The organism is Staphylococcus sp. EG-SA-14 (genome assembly GCF_017151935.1).
Lineage (GTDB): Bacteria > Bacillota > Bacilli > Staphylococcales > Staphylococcaceae > Staphylococcus > Staphylococcus aureus.
This window is the reverse complement of record NZ_JACVZM010000021.1, coordinates 9,865-34,451: the sequence shown is the minus strand read 5'-3', so window position 1 is coordinate 34,451 and position 24,587 is coordinate 9,865. Positions and strand designations below refer to the sequence as shown.

23 protein-coding genes are annotated in these 24,587 nt (G+C 31.8%); 6 read left to right on the top strand and 17 right to left on the bottom strand.

Annotated elements, in window-relative coordinates:
* Nucleotides 1-306 precede the first annotated feature (306 nt).
* Genes hemY through IDG63_RS11555 form a run of 4 tightly spaced genes read right to left on the bottom strand, consistent with a single transcriptional unit; the run spans nucleotide 307 to nucleotide 3,849 of the window.
* Nucleotides 307-1,707: a protoporphyrinogen oxidase gene (gene hemY, locus IDG63_RS11570; protein WP_000167554.1), complete on the bottom strand. Its 1,401-nt coding sequence runs from the start codon at nucleotides 1,705-1,707 to the stop codon at nucleotides 307-309.
* 23 nt (nucleotides 1,708-1,730) lie between these two features.
* The gene (gene hemH / locus IDG63_RS11565) at nucleotides 1,731-2,654 is read right to left on the bottom strand and encodes a ferrochelatase (protein WP_000162881.1); all 924 of its coding nucleotides are present in this window, start codon (nucleotides 2,652-2,654) and stop codon (nucleotides 1,731-1,733) included.
* Between the two features lie 57 nt (nucleotides 2,655-2,711).
* Entirely contained in the window at nucleotides 2,712-3,749 is a 1,038-nt protein-coding gene (gene hemE, locus IDG63_RS11560; RefSeq protein WP_000233526.1) for a uroporphyrinogen decarboxylase, read from the bottom strand.
* On the bottom strand, nucleotides 3,739-3,849 hold the full coding sequence (locus IDG63_RS11555) for a hypothetical protein (protein ID WP_001790154.1): 111 nt from the start codon (nucleotides 3,847-3,849) through the stop codon (nucleotides 3,739-3,741). Before IDG63_RS11555 ends, hemE begins: the two co-directional genes overlap by 11 nt.
* Before the next feature lie 162 nt (nucleotides 3,850-4,011).
* On the opposite strand from IDG63_RS11555, the gene traP reads away from it, so the two are divergent.
* Nucleotides 4,012-4,515 (top strand): signal transduction protein TRAP, encoded by a 504-nt coding sequence (gene traP / locus IDG63_RS11550; protein ID WP_000737978.1) that lies wholly within the window; start codon nucleotides 4,012-4,014, stop codon nucleotides 4,513-4,515.
* 123 nt (nucleotides 4,516-4,638) lie between these two features.
* Here traP and ecsB read toward each other — a convergent pair whose 3' ends face one another.
* Both ecsB and ecsA read right to left on the bottom strand, forming a co-directional pair.
* Nucleotides 4,639-5,862: an ABC transporter permease EcsB gene (gene ecsB, locus IDG63_RS11545; RefSeq protein ID WP_000551840.1), complete on the bottom strand. Its 1,224-nt coding sequence runs from the start codon at nucleotides 5,860-5,862 to the stop codon at nucleotides 4,639-4,641.
* A complete protein-coding gene (gene ecsA, locus IDG63_RS11540; protein WP_000216874.1) occupies nucleotides 5,855-6,595 on the bottom strand; it encodes an ABC transporter ATP-binding protein EcsA in 741 nt (246 codons plus the stop codon). Before ecsA ends, ecsB begins: the two co-directional genes overlap by 8 nt.
* 133 nt (nucleotides 6,596-6,728) lie before the next feature.
* Here ecsA and IDG63_RS11535 point away from each other — a divergent pair, with 133 nt between their 5' ends.
* The 4 genes from IDG63_RS11535 to prsA all read left to right on the top strand — a co-directional run bounded on the left by IDG63_RS11535 (nucleotide 6,729) and on the right by prsA (nucleotide 10,115).
* Nucleotides 6,729-7,151, top strand: a complete 423-nt coding sequence (locus IDG63_RS11535; protein ID WP_000004988.1) for an HIT family protein — start codon at nucleotides 6,729-6,731, stop codon at nucleotides 7,149-7,151.
* A 141-nt stretch (nucleotides 7,152-7,292) separates the two neighbouring features.
* The gene (locus IDG63_RS11530) at nucleotides 7,293-7,658 is read left to right on the top strand and encodes a YtxH domain-containing protein (RefSeq protein ID WP_000648118.1); all 366 of its coding nucleotides are present in this window, start codon (nucleotides 7,293-7,295) and stop codon (nucleotides 7,656-7,658) included.
* A gap of 732 nt (nucleotides 7,659-8,390) precedes the next feature.
* On the top strand, nucleotides 8,391-8,948 hold the full coding sequence (locus tag IDG63_RS11525) for a DUF3267 domain-containing protein (RefSeq protein WP_000477959.1): 558 nt from the start codon (nucleotides 8,391-8,393) through the stop codon (nucleotides 8,946-8,948).
* Nucleotides 8,949-9,152: 204 nt separating this feature from the next.
* Nucleotides 9,153-10,115 carry a peptidylprolyl isomerase PrsA gene (gene prsA, locus IDG63_RS11520; RefSeq protein ID WP_000782121.1) on the top strand — a complete coding sequence of 321 codons (963 nt, stop codon included), beginning with the start codon at nucleotides 9,153-9,155 and terminating at the stop codon, nucleotides 10,113-10,115.
* Between the two features lie 120 nt (nucleotides 10,116-10,235).
* Here prsA and yhaM read toward each other — a convergent pair whose 3' ends face one another.
* The 9 genes from yhaM to IDG63_RS11475 form a co-directional block, all read right to left on the bottom strand.
* The gene (gene yhaM, locus IDG63_RS11515; RefSeq protein ID WP_001244171.1) at nucleotides 10,236-11,177 is read right to left on the bottom strand and encodes a 3'-5' exoribonuclease YhaM; all 942 of its coding nucleotides are present in this window, start codon (nucleotides 11,175-11,177) and stop codon (nucleotides 10,236-10,238) included.
* Complete coding sequence (locus IDG63_RS11510) at nucleotides 11,174-14,110, bottom strand: ATP-binding protein (protein ID WP_000584628.1); 2,937 nt, start codon at nucleotides 14,108-14,110, stop codon at nucleotides 11,174-11,176. Before IDG63_RS11510 ends, yhaM begins: the two co-directional genes overlap by 4 nt.
* Nucleotides 14,100-15,296, bottom strand: coding sequence for a metallophosphoesterase family protein (locus tag IDG63_RS11505; protein WP_000238227.1), 1,197 nt, complete (start codon nucleotides 15,294-15,296; stop codon nucleotides 14,100-14,102). Before IDG63_RS11505 ends, IDG63_RS11510 begins: the two co-directional genes overlap by 11 nt.
* Nucleotides 15,297-15,586: 290 nt before the next feature.
* Nucleotides 15,587-15,685, bottom strand: a complete 99-nt coding sequence (locus tag IDG63_RS11500) for a hypothetical protein (RefSeq protein ID WP_001802255.1) — start codon at nucleotides 15,683-15,685, stop codon at nucleotides 15,587-15,589.
* 492 nt (nucleotides 15,686-16,177) lie between these two features.
* Nucleotides 16,178-16,522, bottom strand: a complete 345-nt coding sequence (locus IDG63_RS11495; protein WP_000290301.1) for a YlbF/YmcA family competence regulator — start codon at nucleotides 16,520-16,522, stop codon at nucleotides 16,178-16,180.
* A 68-nt stretch (nucleotides 16,523-16,590) separates the two neighbouring features.
* Nucleotides 16,591-17,715 carry a DUF445 domain-containing protein gene (locus IDG63_RS11490; protein WP_000992516.1) on the bottom strand — a complete coding sequence of 375 codons (1,125 nt, stop codon included), beginning with the start codon at nucleotides 17,713-17,715 and terminating at the stop codon, nucleotides 16,591-16,593.
* 178 nt (nucleotides 17,716-17,893) lie between these two features.
* Complete coding sequence (xdrA, locus tag IDG63_RS11485; protein WP_000375864.1) at nucleotides 17,894-18,358, bottom strand: XRE family transcriptional regulator XdrA; 465 nt, start codon at nucleotides 18,356-18,358, stop codon at nucleotides 17,894-17,896.
* A gap of 355 nt (nucleotides 18,359-18,713) precedes the next feature.
* Nucleotides 18,714-19,337 (bottom strand): response regulator, encoded by a 624-nt coding sequence (locus IDG63_RS11480; RefSeq protein WP_001045133.1) that lies wholly within the window; start codon nucleotides 19,335-19,337, stop codon nucleotides 18,714-18,716.
* Between the two features lie 21 nt (nucleotides 19,338-19,358).
* The gene (locus tag IDG63_RS11475) at nucleotides 19,359-20,471 is read right to left on the bottom strand and encodes a GAF domain-containing sensor histidine kinase (RefSeq protein WP_000437961.1); all 1,113 of its coding nucleotides are present in this window, start codon (nucleotides 20,469-20,471) and stop codon (nucleotides 19,359-19,361) included.
* 162 nt (nucleotides 20,472-20,633) lie between these two features.
* Between IDG63_RS11475 and IDG63_RS11470 the strand changes: the two genes are divergently transcribed.
* A complete protein-coding gene (locus tag IDG63_RS11470) occupies nucleotides 20,634-21,455 on the top strand; it encodes an RluA family pseudouridine synthase (RefSeq protein ID WP_000669376.1) in 822 nt (273 codons plus the stop codon).
* A gap of 460 nt (nucleotides 21,456-21,915) precedes the next feature.
* Here IDG63_RS11470 and fumC read toward each other — a convergent pair whose 3' ends face one another.
* Nucleotides 21,916-23,301 (bottom strand): class II fumarate hydratase, encoded by a 1,386-nt coding sequence (gene fumC / locus IDG63_RS11465; RefSeq protein WP_000116224.1) that lies wholly within the window; start codon nucleotides 23,299-23,301, stop codon nucleotides 21,916-21,918.
* 195 nt (nucleotides 23,302-23,496) lie between these two features.
* A complete protein-coding gene (locus IDG63_RS11460; RefSeq protein ID WP_000901021.1) occupies nucleotides 23,497-23,892 on the bottom strand; it encodes a hypothetical protein in 396 nt (131 codons plus the stop codon).
* Nucleotides 23,893-24,587 lie beyond the last annotated feature (695 nt).

Genomic DNA, 24,587 nt, shown 5'->3' with positions numbered 1-24,587 from the left:
CAACTTACTACTTCTTTTCTATTTTTAAAAAAATGACTGATTACCTATAATTGTAAAATAAAAACACCTTAATTAGAAATGTTATATCGCAAAGTGACATTTCTAATTAAAGTGTATTGTCATCATTTCAATATCATTCAAAAACAGCTAAACCTTTGTCTCTGCTTCAAATTCACAAAAATAATTCCCGTTGAAAGTATCTATATTTACACATTACTTCCACCATTATATAACTTAAAAATGACTATATTTCATCAAACATTATCTAAAGGCGTCGCACCTACACCACACCATCCAACAATTAACTTACAACTCTGCGATTACTTCTTCAGCAGCAACTTTACCTTGCGTAATACAATCAGGTAGTCCAACCGCTTCAAAAGATGCACCAGTTACTCTAAGTCGTGGATATGTTTGTTTAATATGTGCTTGAATCTGTCTAATTTGTTGAATGTGACCAACATGGTACTGTGGCATACTTTTCGGCAAACGATTGACAATTGTAAATTCAGGATCGCCTTTAAATGTCATCATTTGACTTAAATCTCTACGTACAATCGATACTAATTCATTATCTGTATGATCATCAACCACAGTATCACCTGGTTTACCTACATACGCACGAATCAAAACCTTACCTTCTGGTGTAGTAAATGGCCATTTTTTCGATGTCCAAGTACATGCGGTAATGTCTGTATCACTCGTTCTCGCAATCACGAAGCCAGTACCATCATAAGTATTTTCAATATCTTTTTCATCAAATGCCAATACAACAGTTGCAACAGTCGTACTATCCATCGTTTTAAAGTAATCAAATGCTGGATCTTGTCCGAACCAATTCAAAAAGACTTGATGCGGTGTTGTCACTAATACCCCATCGAATACATCTTCTTGTTGATTACTGTAAACAATTTTATATTGCTTTTGAGATGTAATAATATCATCCACTGACGTATTGTAGCGTATTGTCACACCTTTATTTTTCACATCTTGTTCTAATGCTTCAATAAATGAACTTAAACCATGCTTAAATTGTTTGAATTGTCCTTTTGGTGCGCCAGGATATAATTGTCTTTGTTTCAGACGCTTATTTTTCTCATCCTTCATACCTTTTATCAGACTTCCGAATGCCTCTTCTTTTTCTTTAAAATTAGGAAACGTACTCATCAAACTTAATTTATCAATATCGGTACCATAAATACCACCCATTAAAGGCTCTATTAAATTCTCAAGTACCTCATTACCTAATCTTGCTCTGAAAAATGCACCAACAGAAATGTCACCATTCTGCATTTGAGTAGGTTTTTTAAGTAAATCTAACCCTGCTCTTAACTTTCCAAGTGGTGAAATTAATTTTGTAGTCACAAACGGTTTGATATCTGTCGGAATTCCCATAATTGATCCACCTGGAATAGGATACAATTTGTTTTTCGCAAAAATATAAGATTGTCCAGTCGTATTTGTAACAATATCTTGTTCTAATCCAATATCTTTCGCTAATTCTGTCATAATCGTTTTTCTACCTAAATAAGATTCAGGCCCTAGTTCAATCATATAACCATCTTTACGATACGATTGAATCTTTCCCCCCGGACGATTCGATGCTTCAAAGATGGTTACATCAATATTAGGATCTTGCTGTTTTAAAAAATATGCACTTGATAAACCTGTTATCCCCGCTCCTATAATAGCCACTGATTTAGTCACAACGTTTCACGCTTCTTTCGTCATTAAAATATAGACTTGATTTCATCAACAATTGCACCGATAAATAATGGATGTGTATTCGGCATTTTTGGACGATAATAATTCGCACCAATATCATCGCAAACAACTTTACATTCATAATCATTGTCATAAAGCACCTCTAAATGCTCACATACAAAACCTACTGGTGTATATATAAAGTTTTTATACTGATGTTTTTCATATAAATCACGTGTTAAATCTTGTACATCTGGCCCTAACCAAGGTGTACCTGTATTACCTTCAGATTGCCAACCAATCGCGATATGTTCAATATTAGATTGTTCTTTAATTAAAAGTGCAGTATGTTCTAGTTCTTGTGGATATGGATCATTATTCTTTTCGATTAAACCTTTTGGCAAACTATGTGCCGAAACAACTAATACCGTGTCTTTATGTTCCTCTTCCGGTATTTGAGCTAATGTTTCGTTGACTTTATTCGTCCAATATTCAATAAATTTAGGTTGTTCATAATAATGTTTCACATGTGTAAGTTGAATACCATATTTTGCAGCTTCTTCATCAGCACGTTTGTCATATGATCCTACTGAAAATGAAGAATAATGTGGTGCTAGTACTACAGTAATTGCTTCAGTAATGCCATCATTGTGCATTTGTTCAACCGCATCTTCGATAAATGGTGAAATGTGTTTTAATCCTAAGTATAGTTTAAATTCAACATCTGCATATGCTTTATTTAATGCTGAAACTAGCGCATCAGCTTGGTCATCTGTTGTACCTGCTAATGGTGATAAACCACCTATAAATTCATATCTATCTTTCAAATCTTGAAGTTCTTCTTCAGATGGACGTTTACCATGTCTAATATCTGTATAATATGGCTCTATGTCACTTTCTTTATAAGGTGTGCCATAAGCCATAACTAATAATCCCATTTTTTTAGTCATTGATAATACCTTCCTTTAAATGAATTATCTTTCATGTGCTTCAAAGTAATACTATGATTATCTTTGTGTATATGTGTGTACGAATTCGCTTACTTTACGTAACGTCTCTGGTTGCACTTCTGGGAAAACACCGTGTCCTAAATTAAAGATGTGTTTACCGTTCTCCATACCTTGATCTAATATTGGTTTCAATCTCTCTTCAATGACATTCCATGGTGCTAATAAAATTGATGGATCTAAATTCCCTTGTAATGTTTTAGTAACGCCTAATTGTTGAGCCTGATTAATAGACGTTCTCCAATCTAGGCCTAATACATCAATCGGTAAATCATTCCATTCATTGATTAAATGACTGGCACCTACACCGAATAAAATTACCGGCACATCATGTTTTTCTTTAACCTCACTGATTAATCGAATCATATGTGGTTTAATGTAACGTCTGTAATCCTCGACATTTAATGCACCTACCCATGAATCGAAAATTTGAATCAATTCGGCGCCTGCTTCGACTTGAGCTGTTACATATTTAACAGATACATCAACTAAATGATTCATTAAAGCAAACCATGTTGCTTCATCTCTATACATCATCGCTTTTGTAAAATTGTAATTTTTCGATGGTCCGCCTTCAATCATATATGACGCTAATGTAAATGGTGCCCCAGTAAATCCTATTAGCGGCACATTTAACTTTTCTTCTGTTAAAAGTTTAATTGTATCTAATACATATGGTACATCTCGTTCGGGGTCTATTTGAGAAAGTTTCTCAACATCTTGAATTGTTTTGATAGGATTATGAATCACTGGACCAATACCCGATTTAATTTCTACATCGACACCAATTGGCTTTAATGGTGTCATAATATCTTTGTATAAAATTGCTGCATCTGTATGATAATTATCAACTGGTAAATGTGTTACATAAGCGCACAACTCCGGCTGATGTGTAATATCGAATAGTGAATATTTTTCTTTCAATTTTCGATATTCTGGTTGCGAACGGCCAGCTTGTCGCATAAACCAAACAGGTGTATGTGATGTTTCTTCACCTTTGATCATTTTTAAAATTGTATTGTTTTTATTATGCACCATAAAGGCCTCCTAAATTAAAATCATTCTTATCTATATTATCATATCGCTCATTCGTTCGTATTTTCAATAAATAAATGTCATAAAACTGACATTTAATCATAGAACTATTTATTGTAAATTTAAATTCTAAAGTCCATTATTTTGTATCATTACTTCTAAATCTCTCGCAAGATTCATTATAGTAATTTTAATCAATTATTAATAGTGGTAATGACTAGTTTATCATCGTATAATAAATAAAAACATAAGGGGGACCTTTCATATGAAGAAACTATATACATCTTATGGCACTTATGGATTTTTACATCAAATAAAAATCAATAACCCGACCCATCAACTATTCCAATTTTCAGCATCAGATACTTCAGTTATTTTTGAAGAAACTGATGGTGAGACTGTTTTAAAATCACCTACAAAATATGATGTTATCAAAGAAATTGGTGAATTCAGTGAACATCATTTCTATTGTGCAATCTTCATTCCATCAACAGAAGATCATGCATATCAACTTGAAAAGAAACTGATTAGTGTAGACGATAATTTCAGAAACTTTGGTGGCTTTAAAAGCTATCGTTTGTTAAGACCTGCTAAAGGTACAACATACAAAATTTATTTCGGATTTGCTGATCGACATGCATACGAAGACTTTAAGCAATCTGATGCCTTTAATGACCATTTTTCAAAAGACGCATTAAGTCATTACTTTGGTTCAAGCGGACAACATTCAAGTTATTTTGAAAGATATCTATACCCAATAAAAGAATAGACTCGAAGAAAACTTCCATTGGTTATGCTGTTAACGTATAGATGCTAATGTAATCTGAACGCCGTATCATTTGGCGTTCAACATTACATGCACCTTTACAACATACATGCCAATGGAAGTTTTTTAGTCTCGTAATAATGTTTCCTGATATTTTAACTTTTTAATAATACTTCTAATCGTTAATAAACCTACAATATAGAAAATGAGTACAACATAGAATAACGTCATATGTTTTATAATAAATGTCACTGCAAACACAGTACAAATAACAAACATTAATCTATATAAAAACTGTTCATACCCTTTGATTACCTTCTCTTCAGGTACAGGCCACACTTGAGGCCATAAGCCATAAGCTTGCTGTGAATAAAATTGTGCCATTTGTAACAATATAATATATACAAATAAACACCCAATAATTGCTGTCACTAATGGATATGATAACCAAACCATAAGTAAAACTGCAATAATTACTAACCTAAAGATAATATTAAATGCGTCTCTCCCTCTTATAAAGCTTCTAATAAATAAGAATAAATACATCGCATTAGAGTTAAATTTACTACCCTTTGGAACTGGTAAAAGTATATCTAGATAACTTCTTCTGACTGCAGATTCTTTCAAATGTTTTACATCGGTGAACATATTAACAAATTTATAATAATTCATATGATGTCGATGTTCGATTGCAATCATTTTCTCCCAAGGATACAAAAAGCCTGGTTTATATTTTTTAACTAAAAATTCTATTAACACAGGCAAAGCAACCATCACAAATGCGATGTACCATTTTGGAGCTAATAATAAGTAATATGTTAGAGCAAAGGTGATGAATGATATTAAATTAACTTGCCATGTTTTAAGTCCCGATTGATACCATTGCCATCTTAAGCGTAAACCAACATATGGAAAAATTAATGCACTGACTCCAAAACAAATATAAAATGCCACATTATGTTGATTAATATTGTAAAACAACGGGAACATTACAATAACAATAATGAGTTGGATTAATATGCGCGCAAAGTAACTATATAAAATCGCATGACGCATAAATTGAGACATGTGTTTTTCAAATGGTAATAAAAAGATTTTATCCGCTTCTTTTAGGAGTGGTCGCATTGGAAAAATGGATGTCAATGCTACAATCACTGCTGCTATTAATGAAAAATTGATATTCGTTGGAATATGTTTTAACCATTCACCATATCCAAAAATAAATGCACCCAGCAAAATAAGTAAAAAGACCATGAAATGACCATTAAATATAAACTTATTATAATAATTTTTCTCTTTACGAAGGGCATGTAATCTTTTATTAAATAATGTGGTCGCTTGGTTATGCATGTACATCTCCACCTTGCGTCACATGAATATATATATCGTCTAATGTTTGATTATGTAAGCCAGTTTGTTGTCTCAATGCTTCTAAATCTCCAAATGCAACGACTTCACCTTCGTCAAGTATGATAAAACGATCACAGTAACGTTCAGCTGTTGCTAAAATATGTGTACTCATTAGAACGGTTCTACCTTCGTTTTTCTTTTCAACCATTAAATCTAACATGGATTGAATTCCTAATGGATCTAGGCCAAGGAATGGTTCGTCTATAATATACAATTCGGGATTAACGATAAACGCACAAATAATCATGACTTTTTGTTTCATCCCCTTAGAAAAATGACTCGGAAAAACTTTCAATTCATTTTCTAAACGGAATGTCTTTAATAATGGCATTGCTCGATTCATCGCTTCATCACGATCAATATCATATGCCATTGCTGTCATCTCAATGTGTTCCTCTAATGTGAGTTCTTCATAAATAACCGGTGATTCCGGAATATAAGATAACTTTCTTCTATAAGCCTCTATGTCATCATTAATGTTGATATCTGAAATTGATAGAGATCCTTCCATAGGTGTAAGCAATCCTAGCATATGTTTAATCGTTGTACTCTTACCAGCGCCATTAAGGCCAATAAGTCCAACAATTTCGCCTTTGTTTAATTCAAAATTTATATCTTTAATTACAGGGCGTTTTCCATATCCACCTGTAAGCTGTTCTACTTTAACTGTCATAAGGCACCTCCATGACTTATATTGTACCAAAAATTATAAAATGCTCATATTAAATACACATGTCCTAATATCGAATTTTTAGCGACAATGTTATAATGAATGGTAATACTAGTTGAAAAGGAGTGTAGTCATCATGTCAGAAACAATTTTCGGCAAAATTTTAACTGGAGAAATTCCTAGCTTTAAAGTATATGAAGACGGTTATGTCTATGCCTTTTTGGATATATCACAAGTTACTAAAGGACATACGTTATTAATTCCTAAAAAAGCTTCTGCTAATATCTTTGAAACTGATGAAGAAACAATGAAACATATCGGTGCAGCATTACCTAAAGTAGCAAATGCTATTAAGCGTGCATTTAATCCTGATGGTTTAAACATTATTCAAAATAATGGTGAGTTTGCAGATCAATCTGTATTTCATATTCATTTCCACTTAATTCCTCGATACGAAAATGATATTGATGGATTTGGTTATAAGTGGGAAACACATGAAGATATTTTAGATAACGATGCAAAACAACAAATTGCTGAACAAATTCAAGCACAATTTTAAATGTATGCTTAATCTAAGCTCGAACGGGTATAATATGATTAATATTATAACAATTGCGTTTGAAGTGATAACATCAAGGTTAGCAATTTTAAACAAAATGAGTTATCAAGATAACAGATGTTAAAAGTGAGGAGAATATAAATGAAAGCATCACGCATTCTATTCGGTATCGGTGTTGGTGTAGCAGCTGGTTTTGTAGTTGCACTTCAAGGACGAGACGACAAAAGTGTCAAGAACAACACAATCGATCGTACTGCCCCTACTGGTTCAAAATCAGAACTACAACGTGAATTTGAAACGATTAAACAAAGTTTTAATGACATTTTAAACTATGGTGTTCAAATTAAAAACGAAAGTGCGGAATTTGGTAGTTCAATTGGTGGTGAAATTAAGTCATTACTTGGAAACTTCAAATCTGACATCAATCCTAATATTGAACGTTTACAGTCACACATCGAAAATTTACAAAATCGTGGCGAGGATATTGGAAACGAAATTTCTAAGTAGCAGGTTACGTTCTCGATCACAACTATTTTTATTAGTAACAGCATATTTATTTTTTAAATTTAAATGCCAAATAAACGAGATGACATTAGAAATTAGATATTTCTTGTCATCTCTCTTTTAAAACTCAAATGAACTTATGTTTACAAATTATAGGAAGACATTGTTTGTAGTAGTTTTCGCTTAAATCCTATTTATGAATTGATTGAAAACATTGCTTAGGATTCATTGTGTTATCCTTGCACTTTGATTACGCTTTACTTAAATCATTATCGACAATCAACATACTTATATTTTCATTGAGCCGAACCTTATATAAACATTACATATACCTTACTTGCACAAATTATTAATCTGGTGTTTATTATAATTACATATCACTATATTTTTAGCATTTGTATGACTTAGTTGGTCAAAAGATGCTTTTGCATATGCCCTGCCATATCCATTTTTTATATTATTCAAGTTTTCAAATACTCATGTCACACGCGCCTTTTTCATAAGTGATGCTTTATTAGCAAGAAGATGTGTTCGCAGAAATTTATTCTGCATTCTACTTCTACGCTAGTCAATCAGCCAATTTTACCAATCCCCACTTTCGCGTTTCAAATCAAACAATACGTCGCTCCTTTCTTCTTATATAACAATTCTTCTAACATGATATGTTACTATTGAATTACTGAACCTGAGTTAGTTATAATCTAACTTATATTGAAAAGAGATGAGGCGTAAGATATGTTTTTATGTAAAAGACAAATTGATATCAATGCACGATTTGGTTTGCCTAGAATTGCATTTATGAGTGCAGTTGCAACCATCATTATGTTTTTAGTTAGTTATGAAGTAATGTATTTTTTATCTAATACGCCATTATCAGATAGACATTTTCTCATCTTTTTATTACTTGTATTTATGACGTATCCATTACATAAAAGTATACATTTATTATTTTTCTTACCATATAGAAAATCGTTTAAAGTTCATAAGTTAACTAAAAGAAAATGGCTTATATTCTATAATACCTACGTCAATCAACCTGTACACAAATTTTATTTTTGCATTAACTTAATATTGCCGTTAATTATCTTATCTGCAATGTTCGTTTATCTAACAATTTCATTCCCGCAATATGGACATTATTTTATGTTCTTATTGGCATTGAATTTCGGTATTTCCATTACAGATTTATTATATTTAAAAATAATTATATTTTCTAATTATGGACAATATATAGAAGAACATAGTACAGGTATTAATATTTTGAAAAAAATTAAAAATCCATATCATTTATAACAAAATAATTATAGCAAGGTGTTATTATTTGTTTTTAGGCTATGTAATAGCTTACAATCAAATGTATATAGACCTTGTTTTTTTATTTTCATCAATTTCTACCCCTAAACCTAATGCTCTAGTCTGATGTCATGGGTTATTGATTGGTGATAATATAAAACTATGTTATATTCACGATGATTAACTTACAAAGGAGTTTCAACTATGAAGATGATAAACAAATTAATCGTTCCGGTAACAGCTAGTGCTTTATTATTAGGCGCTTGTGGCGCTAGTGCCACAGACTCTAAAGAAAATACATTAATTTCTTCTAAAGCTGGAGACGTAACAGTTGCAGATACAATGAAAAAAATCGGTAAAGATCAAATTGCAAATGCATCATTTACTGAAATGTTAAATAAAATTTTAGCTGATAAATATAAAAATAAAGTTAATGATAAGAAGATTGACGAACAAATTGAAAAAATGCAAAAGCAATACGGCGGTAAAGATAAATTTGAAAAGGCCCTTCAACAGCAAGGTTTAACAGCCGATAAATATAAAGAAAATTTACGTACTGCTGCTTATCATAAAGAATTACTATCAGATAAAATTAAAATCTCTGATTCTGAAATTAAAGAAGACAGCAAGAAAGCTTCACACATTTTAATTAAAGTTAAATCTAAGAAAAGCGACAAAGAAGGCTTAGATGATAAAGAAGCGAAACAAAAAGCTGAAGAAATTCAAAAAGAAGTTTCAAAAGATCCAAGTAAATTTGGTGAAATCGCTAAAAAAGAATCAATGGATACTGGTTCAGCTAAAAAAGATGGCGAATTAGGTTATGTTCTTAAAGGACAAACTGATAAAGATTTTGAAAAAGCACTATTTAAGCTTAAAGATGGTGAAGTATCAGAGGTTGTTAAATCAAGCTTTGGATATCATATTATTAAAGCTGATAAACCAACAGACTTTAACAGTGAAAAACAAAGCCTGAAAGAAAAATTAGTCGATCAGAAAGTACAAAAAAATCCAAAATTATTGACTGATGCATACAAAGATCTATTAAAAGAATACGATGTTGACTTTAAAGATCGTGATATTAAATCAGTTGTCGAAGATAAAATCTTAAACCCTGAAAAACTTAAACAAGGTGGCGCACAAGGCGGACAATCCGGCATGAGCCAATAACACAAAACCGAGCGACCGTGGTTCAAAAATCATACCACGGCCGCTCGGTTTTTTCGCATTAAAAATCGGACAGTTGAGCTCATGTTTCAGTATACTCATCTGTCCGATATCTTTTAATTCTTAATCGAGTGATTCAGGATTGTAGAATCTACGATTTTCAAGACCAAATATTTTATCTGTAAACTGACCCTTGTCAGTTTTTTTATAAGCCTTTTCAAACATATTCATTCTAGCATCGATATTATCGATATAGCATAAAATTTCTGCTTCTTTTAAGTATGGCAGTTTTGGCGAACCATACTCTAACTTACCATGATGAGATAAAATCATATGTCTTAACAACATGATTTCTTCTCCTTCAATGTTCAATTCACGAGCTGCTTCAACTACTTCATCACTCGCAATCGAGATGTGTCCTAATAAGTTACCTTCGACTGTATACGACGTCGCAACAGGACCACTCAATTCTCTAACTTTACCAATATCATGCAAAATAATACCACTATATAACAAACTTTTGTTTAACAATGGATAAATGTCACAAATTGATTTTGCAATACGTAACATCGTTAATACATGATAGCTTAAGCCACTCGCAAAGTTATGATGATGAGAACTAGCAGCTGGATATGCGTAAAATCGTTCTTGATATTTTTTCAATAAATGACGTGTGATACGTTGTAAATTAGCATTTTCAATATCTAGCAAATAATGAGAAATCTCTTCTTGTATTTCTGCCGGTGATAAAGGTGCACCATCTACAAATTGTTCTGTTTTTAATTGATCTTCAGTTGTCGCTAGTCTAATTTGGTTGACTTTCATCTGTTTATTTCCGCGATAGTTTATGATGTCACCTTTAACATGTACAATTTCTTCAGGCTTGATTGTTGCCATATCATTTTTTGTAGCCGTCCAAAATTTCGCTTCAATTTCACCACTTTTATCTTGCAAATGTAATGTCATATAATCTTTACCTTGTGCTGTTACACCCTGTGTAGCTTTATGCACTAAGAAAAAGTGATCAACTGAATCTCCGGGATTTAGATTCTCTATATTTCTCATCGTTTCCCGCCTTCCTCTATTTTGTTTAATGTAATCACTTCTTTTGATGGAACAATATTATCTTTTACACATGTAAAGTATAGTACTTGATAGTGTTCTGATAATGATCGTAAATAATTCAACATTTTTTCAGTACGCTTTTTATCAAAATGAACAAATGCATCATCAACAATTAATGGGAACGGATAATATGGTCTTAGTACCTTAATTAAACTGATACGTAAAGCTACATAAAGTAATTCTTTTGTAGATTGACTTAGTTCAACAGGATCATATAATTGACCATTAACATGTTTAACCGTAATTGAATCTTCATTATAGTTAATCATCGTATATCTGCCATCTGTTAAATGCTTCAATATTTCTACCGCTTCATTAATAACTTGAGGCAAACGTTTATCTTTAATTTGTTTAATGTGTTCATCAACTAAACTTTGTAAATAACTTAAACTTGCCCAATCTTTTGCGATATCATTAAGTTGATTTTTAAGACTGTGATATTCATGTCTTAAATTAGCAAGCGTTGTATCAGTTTCCATGTGATTGATTTGTGCACTTAAATCACTGACTTGTGCTTGCATTTCAAGATATTGCTCATTATATTCGTCAACTTGAGTAGCCAATAAATGATCTTCTTCTTCAAGTTGTGCAGTTGTTTTTTCACTTAAACTAGAACTTAATTCATAAGAATAGTTTTGGTTCTCAAGATATTTAGTTAAATCATTAAAACGACTCAAATTACTAGTATAAGTTTGGTAATCTTCATGATGTTGGTAAAAATCTTCTTCAGTACCAACATTGATAAAATCGAATAGTGCTGTAATTTCTTTATTATTTTCTTCTAATTGAGCATTTAAATGATTTAATTCATTTGTAACAAGTTTGGTATTTTCAGCATTAATACGCCATTTTTCATTCGTGTCTTCAGCTGATTTCAACCATTGTTGCACATCGTGGAATAAAGATAATTTGTTGAAATAAACAAATTGTGATTTTGTAACAGCTTCAGCATGATTGTAGAATGTATCTAATTCTTGAACCAATTGCTGGCGTTGTTGATTTAAATCACTGATATGTTGATCTAATGCTTTAATATTCGCCATTGTAGAAATACTATCAACAATTAAATCATTTGAAATTTTAGATGATAAGTATAATTCATCCTTAACGTTCTCAACTGTCGATTGTAATTCATCATGACGCCCTTTCGCATCATTTAAACGACCTTCAATATACTGACGTTTCTCTTCTAAAATATCTTTATTTTTCAAAGCTTGTTGCCAGTGATCACGAATGCGATATTGCTCATCAAGATCAAAATCTAAGTCATAATTTTCATCTAAAATGGCTAGTTGTGCTTTAATTTCTTCGATTTCATCTGTGATGGCCTCGCTATAATCTACTTCTTTTGATTTAGACATGATGATACCGATAACAAATACTAAAGTTAATACTGCGAAAATAATACCAAACAACATGTTGTTTGAAATAAATGAGAAGGCAGTTAAACCAATACCTACTAATGTTAAAAGAATAAACGTTGTTCGTAACAATTTTTGACGTTTTTGTTTTTCTTGTTGCTCAATTTCGAAACGTTCTTTCAATTTGCTATACAAGTTCTCTTTTTCGTTTAATTCAATGACTTGTTGTGAGTATTCTTTTTTCTTTTCAAAAGTCTCTTCAGGAACTATTTTTTCTTCAACAGAATCTAGTTCGCTATGAACCGCATTATCTTCGATTTTATTTTCTTCTAAACTACGTTCTAATTGTTTAATGTATGCAGCTTGTTCTTGTTTATTCTTGATTTGCTCACTGACATAACTTTTCATTGCCTCTGAACTATCTACGTCATGATGCGTTTCAGACCAACCAATATTTGCTTGCAATTCATCTTTATCACGTTGTTTATTCGCAATATCCTTTTCGATTGCAGTAAGTTCAAATTCTTTATTTTTAATTTCATTTTCTTGTTGATTCAAACTAATGAAGGCGTCAATATCAGATTGTTTAACTGGCTCTAATTGAGTCGCTTCTTCTTTAAGTTGAGCTAAACGCTCATTTCTTAAACCAATATCTCTTTCTAACGATTGCTTATGCGCTCGCGCTTTTTCGTAACGATCCACACCTTTTTCTGGGAATGTGATTGGCTCAATATTTAACTGTTGTTCTAGAGACTTCCATTCTTGTGAATGATCATGTAAAGCAACCTCTTTTTGTTTTTCTTCATGCATTTTTGATAATTGATTTAAATTATGCTTTAAATTCTCTAATCGACGTGATGATTTATCTCGATCATCTACTAAGCGATGATATGTTTCTAGCTTTGCTTCTTCTTCACGAATTTGACTTTCTAGTTGTTTTAATTGCTCAATTTGTTGATTAATGATCGGATTTTTACCTGATTTTTTATATAATTCATCTTTTTTACGATTAATCACTTCGCGCATTGACGTGAATTCAGTTGATCCTAAAGCCCCTGCTTGTAATAAATAATCTTGCAATTGTTTTTCATTTAGATTTCTATGAATGTCTTGAAGCCCTAGTACATCAAATGAAAAGATACCTTGATATGTCTTTTTAGAAATATAATTAAGTTTCTTTTGTAACCAAGCATCATCACGCACAGCACCATTAGGTAAATATACTTTCACATCACCTTGAGCACTGCCTTTAATTCGTTCAACTTCAATCTCTAAGCCATCATCAAGAATAAGTACTAATTTACCACCGTATTGGTTACCTAGACGTGGTTCTAGTCTTGGCTCTTTAGACTTTTTAGTTGGAAAACCAAATAATATCGAATGGATGAATGCTTGAATCGTCGATTTACCCGCTTCATTTTCACCAAAAATTTCAGTGAAGTTTTTATTAAATTCAATTTTACGTTGAACAAATTGACCGTAACCATAAATTTCAAGTGATTTAATTATCATTTTGTTCACCTCTCATTTCAGCTTTTAATATTTCTTCAGCACGATTAACTAATGCTGTATGGTCGAATGTTCCATAATCGTCTAGGAACTTAGATGCCCTTGGATTTAAATATAAATCTGACATCGCTTTATCAAAAACAGTTTGATCGACTAATAATTCCGCTGAAAATTCATTAACTAAAGGTGACTCATCATTTTGTGCATATTGTATTTTTAACTCATCAATATATACAAATTGATTTTCGTTTTCTTCATAATCTGTAATCATTTCTTCAACTTGTAATAAATCTTGAGGTGAAATTAATGTCTCACTATTAATAACAAGCGTTAAACGATAAAAGGCTTTTCCTTCTTCTCTCACTTGTTCTTTAAAGTTTTGAATGACCTCGTATAAACCTTGCTTAGATGTCTTATCCGTTTCAATAGTTGCTTCTTCAAATCTAATATACTGTGTAGGATAAAATTTAGTCTTTAATTTTAAGTGGTCACCCTCGATTAATAAGCAACCTTTTTCACCTTGCTCATTAAAATGTCTACCTTGAATATTACCTGAATAGTTAATTACAGGCATATCACTTAATTGTTGACGTTCATGTATATGACCTAAAGCCCAATAATGATACAATTTACTGTTTAAATCTTCTAAAATGAACTCGGTATATCTTTCGTTAACTGAAGATTTACTATACGTACCATGCAAGACACCAATATGTATGCCTTTTTGGCCTTGACTTGATGGATATTCATCAATCTTGTTCTCATAACTTGCTCTATTTTCATAACTAAATCCGTGAATATAAATTGTTTCACCAGATTTAGTAATTGCTTCATACGTCTCAACTTTATTTGAAAATACAGAAACATTATCTGGCCAGTTTGATGAAATCTTTGATGATAATGGGTCGTGATTACCATGACAAACATAAACAAAGATTTGTTCATTTTGTAAACGTTCAAATTGCTGTTTTAAGAAAATTTCAGCACGTAATGTTCTGTTTTCACTATCAAATAAATCACCCGCGATAATTACAAAATCAACATCTTGTTGTAATGCAATATCTACAATGTTTTTAAAACTTTCATAAGCACTTTTTTGAACATCCTCAAAAATTTTAGGGCTTATATGACTCTTAGATTTGAAAGGACTATCTAAATGTAAATCCGAACAATGAATAAATTTAACCATACATCCATATCTCCTTAATTAAAGGTTCTAACATCAATTTTGCAAAATCCAACTATACAAAGCATTCTAATCACTATATTCATACTTATAGGTGTAGTGATTCATTAGCTGATTTATTAAAACCAGTCGCCATTTTTATTTCGTTAAAAAATTATTATCTACACAATAATAAAGTGCTTTAGTCAAATCGTGATGTTTTATTTATTAACAAGTTTATTATTTCTTCATTTTACCATAATACGCTTCATATCGTCGATGAACATATGAAATTGAGACACATTTATAACAGTTTAAAATTTTATTTGTAGCGTGCGTTGATTTTTTTCAAAAATTTCAGTCGGAAATGCAATTTCCGTAATTGTTAACACCGCTAGTGAACCAACTGACACATTAAAGATTTACATGATTACTCTACTAGATTTGCTCGGCAGTAATGACCAATTAGAAACTAAATGTCAAAACTATCATTGCACTAAATACGCCAAACATTTTCAGGCCGTTCTTAATGAGTCATTAAAAGTGAAACGCTTTTCCATCAGTCCGATACATGACCGAACTAATAGTATTATGTTGAAAACTTTACACTTCAAAATGCAAAAAGGAAGTTAGGACACGTTTACTAGCCTAACTTCCGTTATCAAGCTCATCTGCCCGTTTTGGCATAGAGCTAGCCATGTTTGATTGCCCAGCTTCCGTCGTCCATTCTGAGCTAAAGCTAGGACATGTTTAGTAGCCTAAATTCCGATACTGAACGCATCTGCCCAATTTGACAGAGAGCCTCTAACTTCCGTTATCAAAACTAAAAAAACTACCCACAAAGTCTCGGACTCTGTCGGCAGTCTATTCCTCTATTTAAAGGATTGAAAAATATTATTTTAATATTAGTCAGCGTAAATTTCGTCTAATGGTTTAACGATAATTTGGTTGATTTCTTGGAATACTTGACTCATTTTTTGTTCAGCATTCATTAATGCAGAGATGTTTTCATCTTTTTCAATTGCTTGCGCTTGTTCTTGCGCTTTTTGTAAATCTTCTTCAGCAATTTCTTCACCTTGCATTTGTTTTTGTTGGAAGTTAATTTGAGTTTCACGGAACTCGTCGAATAACTTTTTAGATTCTTCGTTAGCTTTTACATTAGCGAATGCTTCTTTGATTGCTTTGTATTCTTCGCTTTCTCTTAAAGCTTGTTCTAATTGATTTGCATAATCATATAAATTTACTGCCATGGTTATAGCACTCCTTTGTTGTGATGTTTATTAAAACGTTCGATATTACTTTACCACATCTCGCTTTTTTAGACAAAGATTGCAACCAAACCTTGGAAAAATCCAATAATACCACCTAAAATGAAACCTAATGACATAATCAACTTTAGTTCTTTGTTAGCAATTTCTATAATTAATTTTTCAATATAATCTAAGTCAAACGTATTAATTTGTTCTTCAATTAATCCTCGTAAATCCACTTTTTTCATAATTGTAGATAAGTGAATCGATAATTTTTCAATGATTAAATTTGCTAATTTGCTAGAGAGTTGACCTTCTAAATAATCAACGAATTGAGGCATTAACGTAACCACTGGCTTATTCGCTTGTTTGCTTGCATATGTTGTTACATACACTGATAGATTTTCAGCGATTTCATTAAACTGCGATGCATCTAACAGTTCATTCAATGGTTTATCTTTAAAAGTTTGATATTCATTGGTAATTAACGATGTCACAATTGTTCTTGCTTTAGGATGAGATGTTAAACGTATAAGTTCTTGTTGAATGCGATCTGCAATGCTCTCTTTTGTCATAAACATTTGCAACATACCAATTAACTTACCTTTCTCATGGAAAAAAGTATCCAACATATCATTAATATCTTGTGTGCCTTTTGCAGATGATAAATAATTCCTTGCACGATCACATAATAAGTCTGTTGCGTTATCTACATGCTGATCTAAAAATGTTACAAGTTGATTTGGCAATAAAGATGCTATTGTTTGGTTTTGATGCTTTGTATAATAATTATTCAATTGTGATTCAATATATTGATTTCCATTAGTTTGTAATACTTGTTCTAAATCAATATCGATTTGAGAAGTAATTTGTTTTATTGACAATTGATCTTTCGTCAACTTTTGTAACTGCTGTTGAATCATAGATTCTATTGCTTGCTGTGATTGCTCGCTTTTTAATTTTTCATTAATTAAAGTTTCTGTAAGCAAATGCTCTTCAATCACTTGGCCAATTTTAGTTGCAATTTCTTCGCGTCTTTTCGGTATTAAACCTGGTGTAAATGGGACTCTAAATTTAAATATATAGTATGGTTTAAAGGGGTGAAACAGCATTCTAATTGCAATTACATTAGTAATGCCCCCAATTATCGCCCCTACTACAATCATAAATATGATAATAAATAGTGCATTCATAATTTTGACTCCTTTGTGACAACATAGTTATTCATTATACCACTATTTTTATTTTTTAATTCATTAATCATTTCACTTTCTGCTCAATTTATTATTAGTTTACATACAAAAAGCGATGCCTCACCAATCGAAACAGGTGTGTTACATCGCTTTTATTATTTATTAAAAGTATATAGGCCTAGATATGTACTAATTCTTCTTTAGCATTTCTGTTAAAGTATGTTTCAGCTTCTCTCATTTTAGAAGTACCGAAAATTGGTTGGTTATCTGGATTTAATACACGATAAATATTGCTTACTTTGTTACTTTGTAAAATGTACCCATTACGAGTCTCAATGTTATTCCAATAAATATCACTTGTTGGTGCATGGTTTGGATATGCACAGTGATTTCTTGAAATTGTTTGAACGATTTCTAATGGATCACAGCCAAATGTACTGTTTAATACTTCAGAGTCTCTGAATAATGCACAAATTGAAATACAAGTTGTCCAGTTTGGTAATACTCTCTCTTTTTCGATTTGTACTAAAGTCTTTTTAGAAAGTCCAATTGTTTGCGCCATAGTATCTTGCGTATAACCAGCCTCTATACGAACCATTTTAAATTTTGTTTGAATTAAATCTGTAAAACTCTGTCTATCCATTCTGTTATCTACCTTTCTGTTTGGGGAATTTTATCCGGACACAAGAAATTGCAATAATACACATTTCTTGAAACACAGATTACATCTTAATATATTTTTAATAAAATGAAAAGAGTCAATTTCACATTTGTATTAAATTTTGATCAAGTCAACAAGAGTTAAGTTTACTTTATAATGAAGCGAAAGTAAATGAAGTAAAATTTTATGCACAATCACTAGATTTGATAAAACTTACACTTTTATAATGATATCAAATTTACAAAGAAAACTGTATAATAAACCCTATCGCTATAAAAAATTCATCAAAATCAGATTAAAAATTGTCTATTTTTCGACAAATATTTAAAAGCTCATTCTAAATCAACTTATTTTCCATTGCATAAATTGCTGCTTGTGTACGATCGCTAACTTGTAATTTACTAAATATATGACTGACATGTGTTTTAATTGTTTTTTCAGATACAAATAAAGTTTCTGCAATCTCTTTATTTGTTTTACCTTTAACCATTTCACGTAACACTTCAATTTCTCTCTTTGACAACTTATTCGTGTAGTGTGGTTTTTGGCTAACTGTTTCGAATACATCTTGTGCCTTAGGATGTATCATTTTTTCACCGTTCATAACTCGTCTAATAGTTTCAATTAATTGCTGAGGCTCAACGTCTTTCATTTCATAACCATCAGCACCTTTATTGATTGCTGAAATTACATGTTCATCATCAACATAACTTGTTAATACCAAAACTTTAATATCCGGATAATGTGCCTTAATATATTCCGTAATTTCAATACCATTCATGCCAGGCATCACTAAATCTAATAGCACAATATCAGGGTGCTCATGCTCTTTTAAATATTCTAAAAATGTTTCTCCATCTGCAAAGTCTTGTAAAACTTCTATGTTTTCAATCGTGGATAATAAAAATCGCAATCCTTGTCGCACAATATAATGGTCATCTACTAATATTACTTTGTTCATGGGTTATCTCCTTAAATCAAGCTATTTTATAGGAATTGTGAATTGTATTTGTGTACCCTTTGTTGGCTGAGAATGAAAGGTCACTTTACCTCTTAATAATTTAACTCTTTGTTTTATGTTATTAATACCGTGTGATGAAGCTATCTGAACATTATCGATCTCAAATCCTTGACCATAATCAATCACGTCAATATATAGTATATCGTTCATTTGTTTTAATGTAAGATCCATTTTATTCGTATCAGCATGTTTCTTAACATTATTAATACACTCTTGTAATGCTCTATATATGTTTTCTTCGATTTCATTAGATAAATCGATTAAACCTTCTACATTTACATTTAATTGTATATGCATTAATTTACTATATGCTGTCAAAGCATGAATTAAACCTTGCTCAAGTCCAACTGGCTTAAGTTGCCAAATCAATGCACGCATTTCATTAACGGCATTTTGACTCGTTTCCTCAATCGTCTTGAATGCTTGTTTAGCGATGGATTCGCTTGACATGCCATACGCAGCATGTGCTGTTAGTTTTACAGAAAATAACATTTGATTTACTGAATCATGTAAATCTCTAGCTAAACGATTACGTTCATTAATTTTTGCTGCTTCTTTTTCACGGTCTGTTAAATAAATACGTTTGATGGCTGACCCTAATTGAAATGCGACAGACTCTAGCAACTCTAAATCTTCATCACTATATATTTCAGTATTTGGAGACGCTACATTTAAAATGCCGAATTGTTCTTGACCCGATTTAAGTGGTACCGTTGCATGATGTGTAATATTGTCATTTTGGCTAGGAAATGCTTTAGAGGCTAAGTTAATACGAGAACAATTGACGATATTCGACGCTTTCATTAGCCTACCTTGATTAAATGCTTTCACACACCAACAAGATCCATCTTTAATATAGTGACAGTGGTCTGCTGTCAAAGATTGTGGTAGAGCCACATGTGATACAAGTTCATGTTCACCTACGCTATTGATGAAAAATATCCAGCCTGTCGTGAAATTACTGCCCTCAATTAAATATTTTAACGCACCTTGGGTCATGCTATACATTTCAGTTTCTTCGTTTAAAAATTCGGCAATCTCTTTTAATAAAGCTAGTCGCGTCCTTTGTTCCATCAAATCGCTCCAATTCATTTTTACGTGTATTAACTATTATACATTGAGTTATTATATTTTTAAATCTTAGACGTGAACATGATAAAATGGCCTTGATTACTCAATAGTTATATTTCGGAGAACTGATTTGTGATATGATATTAAAGACTATAGGAGGATTTTATGAAATTTAAAATACCAGAAAACTTTAATGACTTAAGTTTACGAGATATTTTCCAACAACTTAAGGTACCTAAAAAAGATTTACATCATTTAAATATGTCTAAAGATATTACTATTAATGATAAACCTGCGCGATTAATGGATAAAGTGCATACTGGCGACGATGTATTTGTTCCAACCATCGATGAAAAAAGTAATTATGTTCCAAGTTATCGTTATGCACAAATTAAATACGAAGACGATGATATGGCAATCGTAATGAAACCTAAAGGTGTTAAGACTCACCCTAATGATTTAAAAGAAAGCAATACTTTAATGAATCATGTGATTTACACTATTGATAGTGACTATGTCGAACCAATTCATCGACTGGACCAGGAAACAGTAGGATTATTAATTGTTGCTAAAAATCCTTTAATGAAAAAAATTCTTGATCGCATGTTAGAAGACAATGATATTACGCGGATATACAAAGCAAATGTTAAGGCACTTTTACCTTTAAAACCACAAACGATTGATATGCCAATTGGTAAAGATAAATTCCATTCGAATAAACGACGTGTGTCTCCTACTGGACAGCGTGCAATTACACACATTTTAACTTCAAAAATGATAAAAGAAGCTGTGTGCCAACTTGAAATCAAGTTGGATACTGGACGTACTCATCAAATTCGTGTGCATTTAGCTGAAATTGGTCACCCTGTTATTGGTGATCCTTTATATGGTGATTCAACGTTAAGACAATTAGAACTTGAAAGTTACAAAATAGAGTTTGTGCATCCCTTGACTAAGGAAGTCATTTCCGTTTCTTTGGATGACTAATTTGATTAGTTTTGCATGATATTTAAACATGCAATACCGCATTGTAACTAAATCAAGTATCAACTTAAATCGGATAGATGGAAAATTATTAATTTTTTCAGATGTTCGGTTTTTTGTTTTTTACGATGCTTAGGATTTTATATTTTGATATTTTAGTAATTATTCATTTTATAACATCCTTGGATAATAACTTGTAGTCTTTTTCAACTGCGTTACGTGTATCTATGGACAATACATGACATCATAAGATTTTTATCACAGGTTGTTTGGCCAATACATGTACAACAATTCATCATAAAAAAAATAGGTTCTATAATAAAACGGACTCCATGAAAAGTTTTTTCTTTCACGGCTCTATATCAAATCAGACTTATAAGTTCAATTTGAAATAGACAAAAAATAAAGCTTGAACACTACATCTACCTGTAATGCCCAAACTTTATTTTATATTAATATTTAATTAATGAGGATCTACCATATCTTCTGGTTTAATCCATGCTTCAAATTGTTCTTCTGTAACATATCCAGTTTGAATTGCAGATTCTTTTAAAGTTAAACCTTCTTTATGGGCTTTCTTAGCAATTTGAGCTGCTTTTTCATAACCAATATGTGGATTTAATGCAGTAACTAACATTAATGATTGATTTAAATAATTATCAATATTCTCTTCGATTGGTTCAATGCCCACTGCACAATTGTTATTAAATGTTTCCATACCATCAGCTAAAAGATAAATTGATTGTAGTGTATTATGCATAATAACTGGTTTATAAACATTCAATTCAAAGTTACCTTGTGAACTTGCGAAGCCAACAACTGTATCATTACCCATTACTTGGACTGCAACCATTGTTAACATTTCACATTGTGTAGGATTAACTTTACCAGGCATAATTGATGAACCTGGTTCATTTTCAGGGATAGAAATTTCTGCCAAACCAGCTCGTGGCCCTGAAGCCAACCATCTCACATCATTAGCAATTTTCATTAAGTCTCCTGCTAGCGCCTTCAATGTTCCATGTAGTTGTACTACTTCATCATGTGCTGTTAATGCATGGAATTTATTTTCAGAAGATACAAATGGATAACCCGTATTTTCTGAAATATAATGTGCCACTTTATCACCAAATTCAGGATGCGCATTAATACCAGTACCAACAGCCGTACCACCGATGGCAAGATTTAAAATGTGCTTCTTAGATTCAGATAACATTGTTTCACAACGGTCAAGCATATAACGCCAGCCACTAATCTCTTGTCCTAGTTTGATCGGCGTTGCATCTTGTAAATGTGTACGACCAATTTTAATAATTGAATCAAATTTATCTTCTTTTTCTTTCAAAGTATTTCTTAAAAGTTTTAATGCAGGTTCTAATTTTGTTTCAACCTCTTGATATAATGCAACGTGCATAGCAGTTGGGAATGTATCATTCGAACTTTGAGATTTATTTACATCATCATTTGGGTGGATACTTTCATCACTTTGATGATCTTTTAAATACATATTAGCAACATAACTTACTACTTCGTTCACATTCATATTACTTTGTGTACCGCTTCCTGTTTGCCATACAACTAGTGGGAAGTGTTCATCTAATTCACCTGATAAAATTTGATCACATGCATATACAATGGCATCTTTCTTTGCCTCGCTTAATTTTCCTAAATCAAAATTAGCTATTGCTGCTGCACGCTTTAGTTGTGCAAAACCATAAACTACTTCGATTGGCATACGCTCTTTACCAACTGGGAAATTACGTTTACTTCTTTCTGTTTGAGCACCCCAATATTTATCTGCAGGTACTTCTATTTCTCCAAAAGTATCATGTTCAATTCTTACTGACATTCAATTTCTCCCCTTATCACTGTTTATTTAACTGTAGTATATCATTAAATAATTTAATTGAGCAATTTATGATTAAAACGTTTTCATAATTTGAAATAAAAATACACTAATCGCACGTGTTCACCCTTTATTACAGTGATACGGTCATACGATTAGTGTGTTATCTATCATTATTTAGTTATTATTGAACTAAGTTTAATTACGATACTTTGTTTTAGTAGCTTCAACCGTAGCAATAGCTGTAAGTATATATAATACAGCACTAACAATTGTCGTATATGGATTTAGAGCAACAAGCGTACCTAAAACTCCTGTTAAACTCGCATAAAACCCATCAAGTGTATAATACAATATTGCTGTTATTAATAAACAACAAATTACACTGATTACAATACCTGATTGATTACTTTTAATGAATGTTTGCGCATTAACATCATCAATTAATCCTTTTGATAAATTGAGTTGTAATTTTATTACTTTGAAAATAACAGGTAAATATAATGCCCCAATTGCCAATGGAAAAGCTTTAATTGATATTAAACTTATAATAACTGTTGCTATCAATAATTGAATCCAGTATTTTCCTAACATAAATATATAAATCTCCTCTAATTTCATTCTTCAATAGCATATCATAATCTTGGCATATTAAGAAACGCGGTTTAATGATTTCATTAAAAATAATACTGATAGATGACTTCTTTCAATTATGTCTGGAGTAATTAATTATCAATTCCGTTTAAATGGTGTTTTAATATTTAAAATTGAACTTTTGATATATTACTATGTCTGGTACACAAATCAATGTTTTATGCTTTACAAAGTTATATTGGCAGTAGTTGACTGCAGTCCACAACATAGAGGCTTCGGAATGTCAGCTTCTATTTCATGCAAGTTGGCGGAGCTCCAACATAGTGGAATTGGAACCTCAATTTCTACAAACAATGTAAGTTGGGGAAACGGGCCACAAACTCAGAAGCTGGCGGAAAGTCAGCTTAAAATAACATGTAAGTTGGCGAGGCCCCAAAATAGTGAAATCGGATTTCTAATTTCTACAAACAGTGCAATTTGGGGAAACGGGCCACAAACTCAGAAGCTGGCGGAAAGTCAGCTTCTATTTCATGCAAGTTGGCGGAGCTCCAACATAGTGGAATTGGATCCTCAATTTCTACAAACAATGTAAGTTGGGGAAACGGGCCACAAACTCAGAAGCTGGCGGAAAGTCAGCTTAAAATAACATGTAAGTTGGCGAGGCCCCAAAATAGTGAAATCGGATTTCTAATTTC

What these genes read in the sequence shown, in the direction of transcription:
- hemH (WP_000162881.1), bottom strand. Translation starts at nt 2,654, where the DNA reads ATGACTAAAAAAATGGGATTATTAGTTATGGCTTATGGCACACCTTAT.
- hemE (WP_000233526.1), bottom strand. Translation starts at nt 3,749, where the DNA reads ATGGTGCATAATAAAAACAATACAATTTTAAAAATGATCAAAGGTGAA.
- IDG63_RS11555 (WP_001790154.1), bottom strand. Translation starts at nt 3,849, where the DNA reads ATGATTAAATGTCAGTTTTATGACATTTATTTATTGAAAATACGAACG.
- traP (WP_000737978.1), top strand. Translation starts at nt 4,012, where the DNA reads ATGAAGAAACTATATACATCTTATGGCACTTATGGATTTTTACATCAA.
- ecsB (WP_000551840.1), bottom strand. Translation starts at nt 5,862, where the DNA reads ATGCATAACCAAGCGACCACATTATTTAATAAAAGATTACATGCCCTT.
- ecsA (WP_000216874.1), bottom strand. Translation starts at nt 6,595, where the DNA reads ATGACAGTTAAAGTAGAACAGCTTACAGGTGGATATGGAAAACGCCCT.
- IDG63_RS11535 (WP_000004988.1), top strand. Translation starts at nt 6,729, where the DNA reads ATGTCAGAAACAATTTTCGGCAAAATTTTAACTGGAGAAATTCCTAGC.
- IDG63_RS11530 (WP_000648118.1), top strand. Translation starts at nt 7,293, where the DNA reads ATGAAAGCATCACGCATTCTATTCGGTATCGGTGTTGGTGTAGCAGCT.
- IDG63_RS11525 (WP_000477959.1), top strand. Translation starts at nt 8,391, where the DNA reads ATGTTTTTATGTAAAAGACAAATTGATATCAATGCACGATTTGGTTTG.
- prsA (WP_000782121.1), top strand. Translation starts at nt 9,153, where the DNA reads ATGAAGATGATAAACAAATTAATCGTTCCGGTAACAGCTAGTGCTTTA.
- yhaM (WP_001244171.1), bottom strand. Translation starts at nt 11,177, where the DNA reads ATGAGAAATATAGAGAATCTAAATCCCGGAGATTCAGTTGATCACTTT.
- IDG63_RS11510 (WP_000584628.1), bottom strand. Translation starts at nt 14,110, where the DNA reads ATGATAATTAAATCACTTGAAATTTATGGTTACGGTCAATTTGTTCAA.
- IDG63_RS11505 (WP_000238227.1), bottom strand. Translation starts at nt 15,296, where the DNA reads ATGGTTAAATTTATTCATTGTTCGGATTTACATTTAGATAGTCCTTTC.
- IDG63_RS11495 (WP_000290301.1), bottom strand. Translation starts at nt 16,522, where the DNA reads ATGGCAGTAAATTTATATGATTATGCAAATCAATTAGAACAAGCTTTA.
- IDG63_RS11490 (WP_000992516.1), bottom strand. Translation starts at nt 17,715, where the DNA reads ATGAATGCACTATTTATTATCATATTTATGATTGTAGTAGGGGCGATA.
- xdrA (WP_000375864.1), bottom strand. Translation starts at nt 18,358, where the DNA reads ATGGATAGACAGAGTTTTACAGATTTAATTCAAACAAAATTTAAAATG.
- IDG63_RS11480 (WP_001045133.1), bottom strand. Translation starts at nt 19,337, where the DNA reads ATGAACAAAGTAATATTAGTAGATGACCATTATATTGTGCGACAAGGA.
- IDG63_RS11475 (WP_000437961.1), bottom strand. Translation starts at nt 20,471, where the DNA reads ATGGAACAAAGGACGCGACTAGCTTTATTAAAAGAGATTGCCGAATTT.
- IDG63_RS11470 (WP_000669376.1), top strand. Translation starts at nt 20,634, where the DNA reads ATGAAATTTAAAATACCAGAAAACTTTAATGACTTAAGTTTACGAGAT.
- fumC (WP_000116224.1), bottom strand. Translation starts at nt 23,301, where the DNA reads ATGTCAGTAAGAATTGAACATGATACTTTTGGAGAAATAGAAGTACCT.
- IDG63_RS11460 (WP_000901021.1), bottom strand. Translation starts at nt 23,892, where the DNA reads ATGTTAGGAAAATACTGGATTCAATTATTGATAGCAACAGTTATTATA.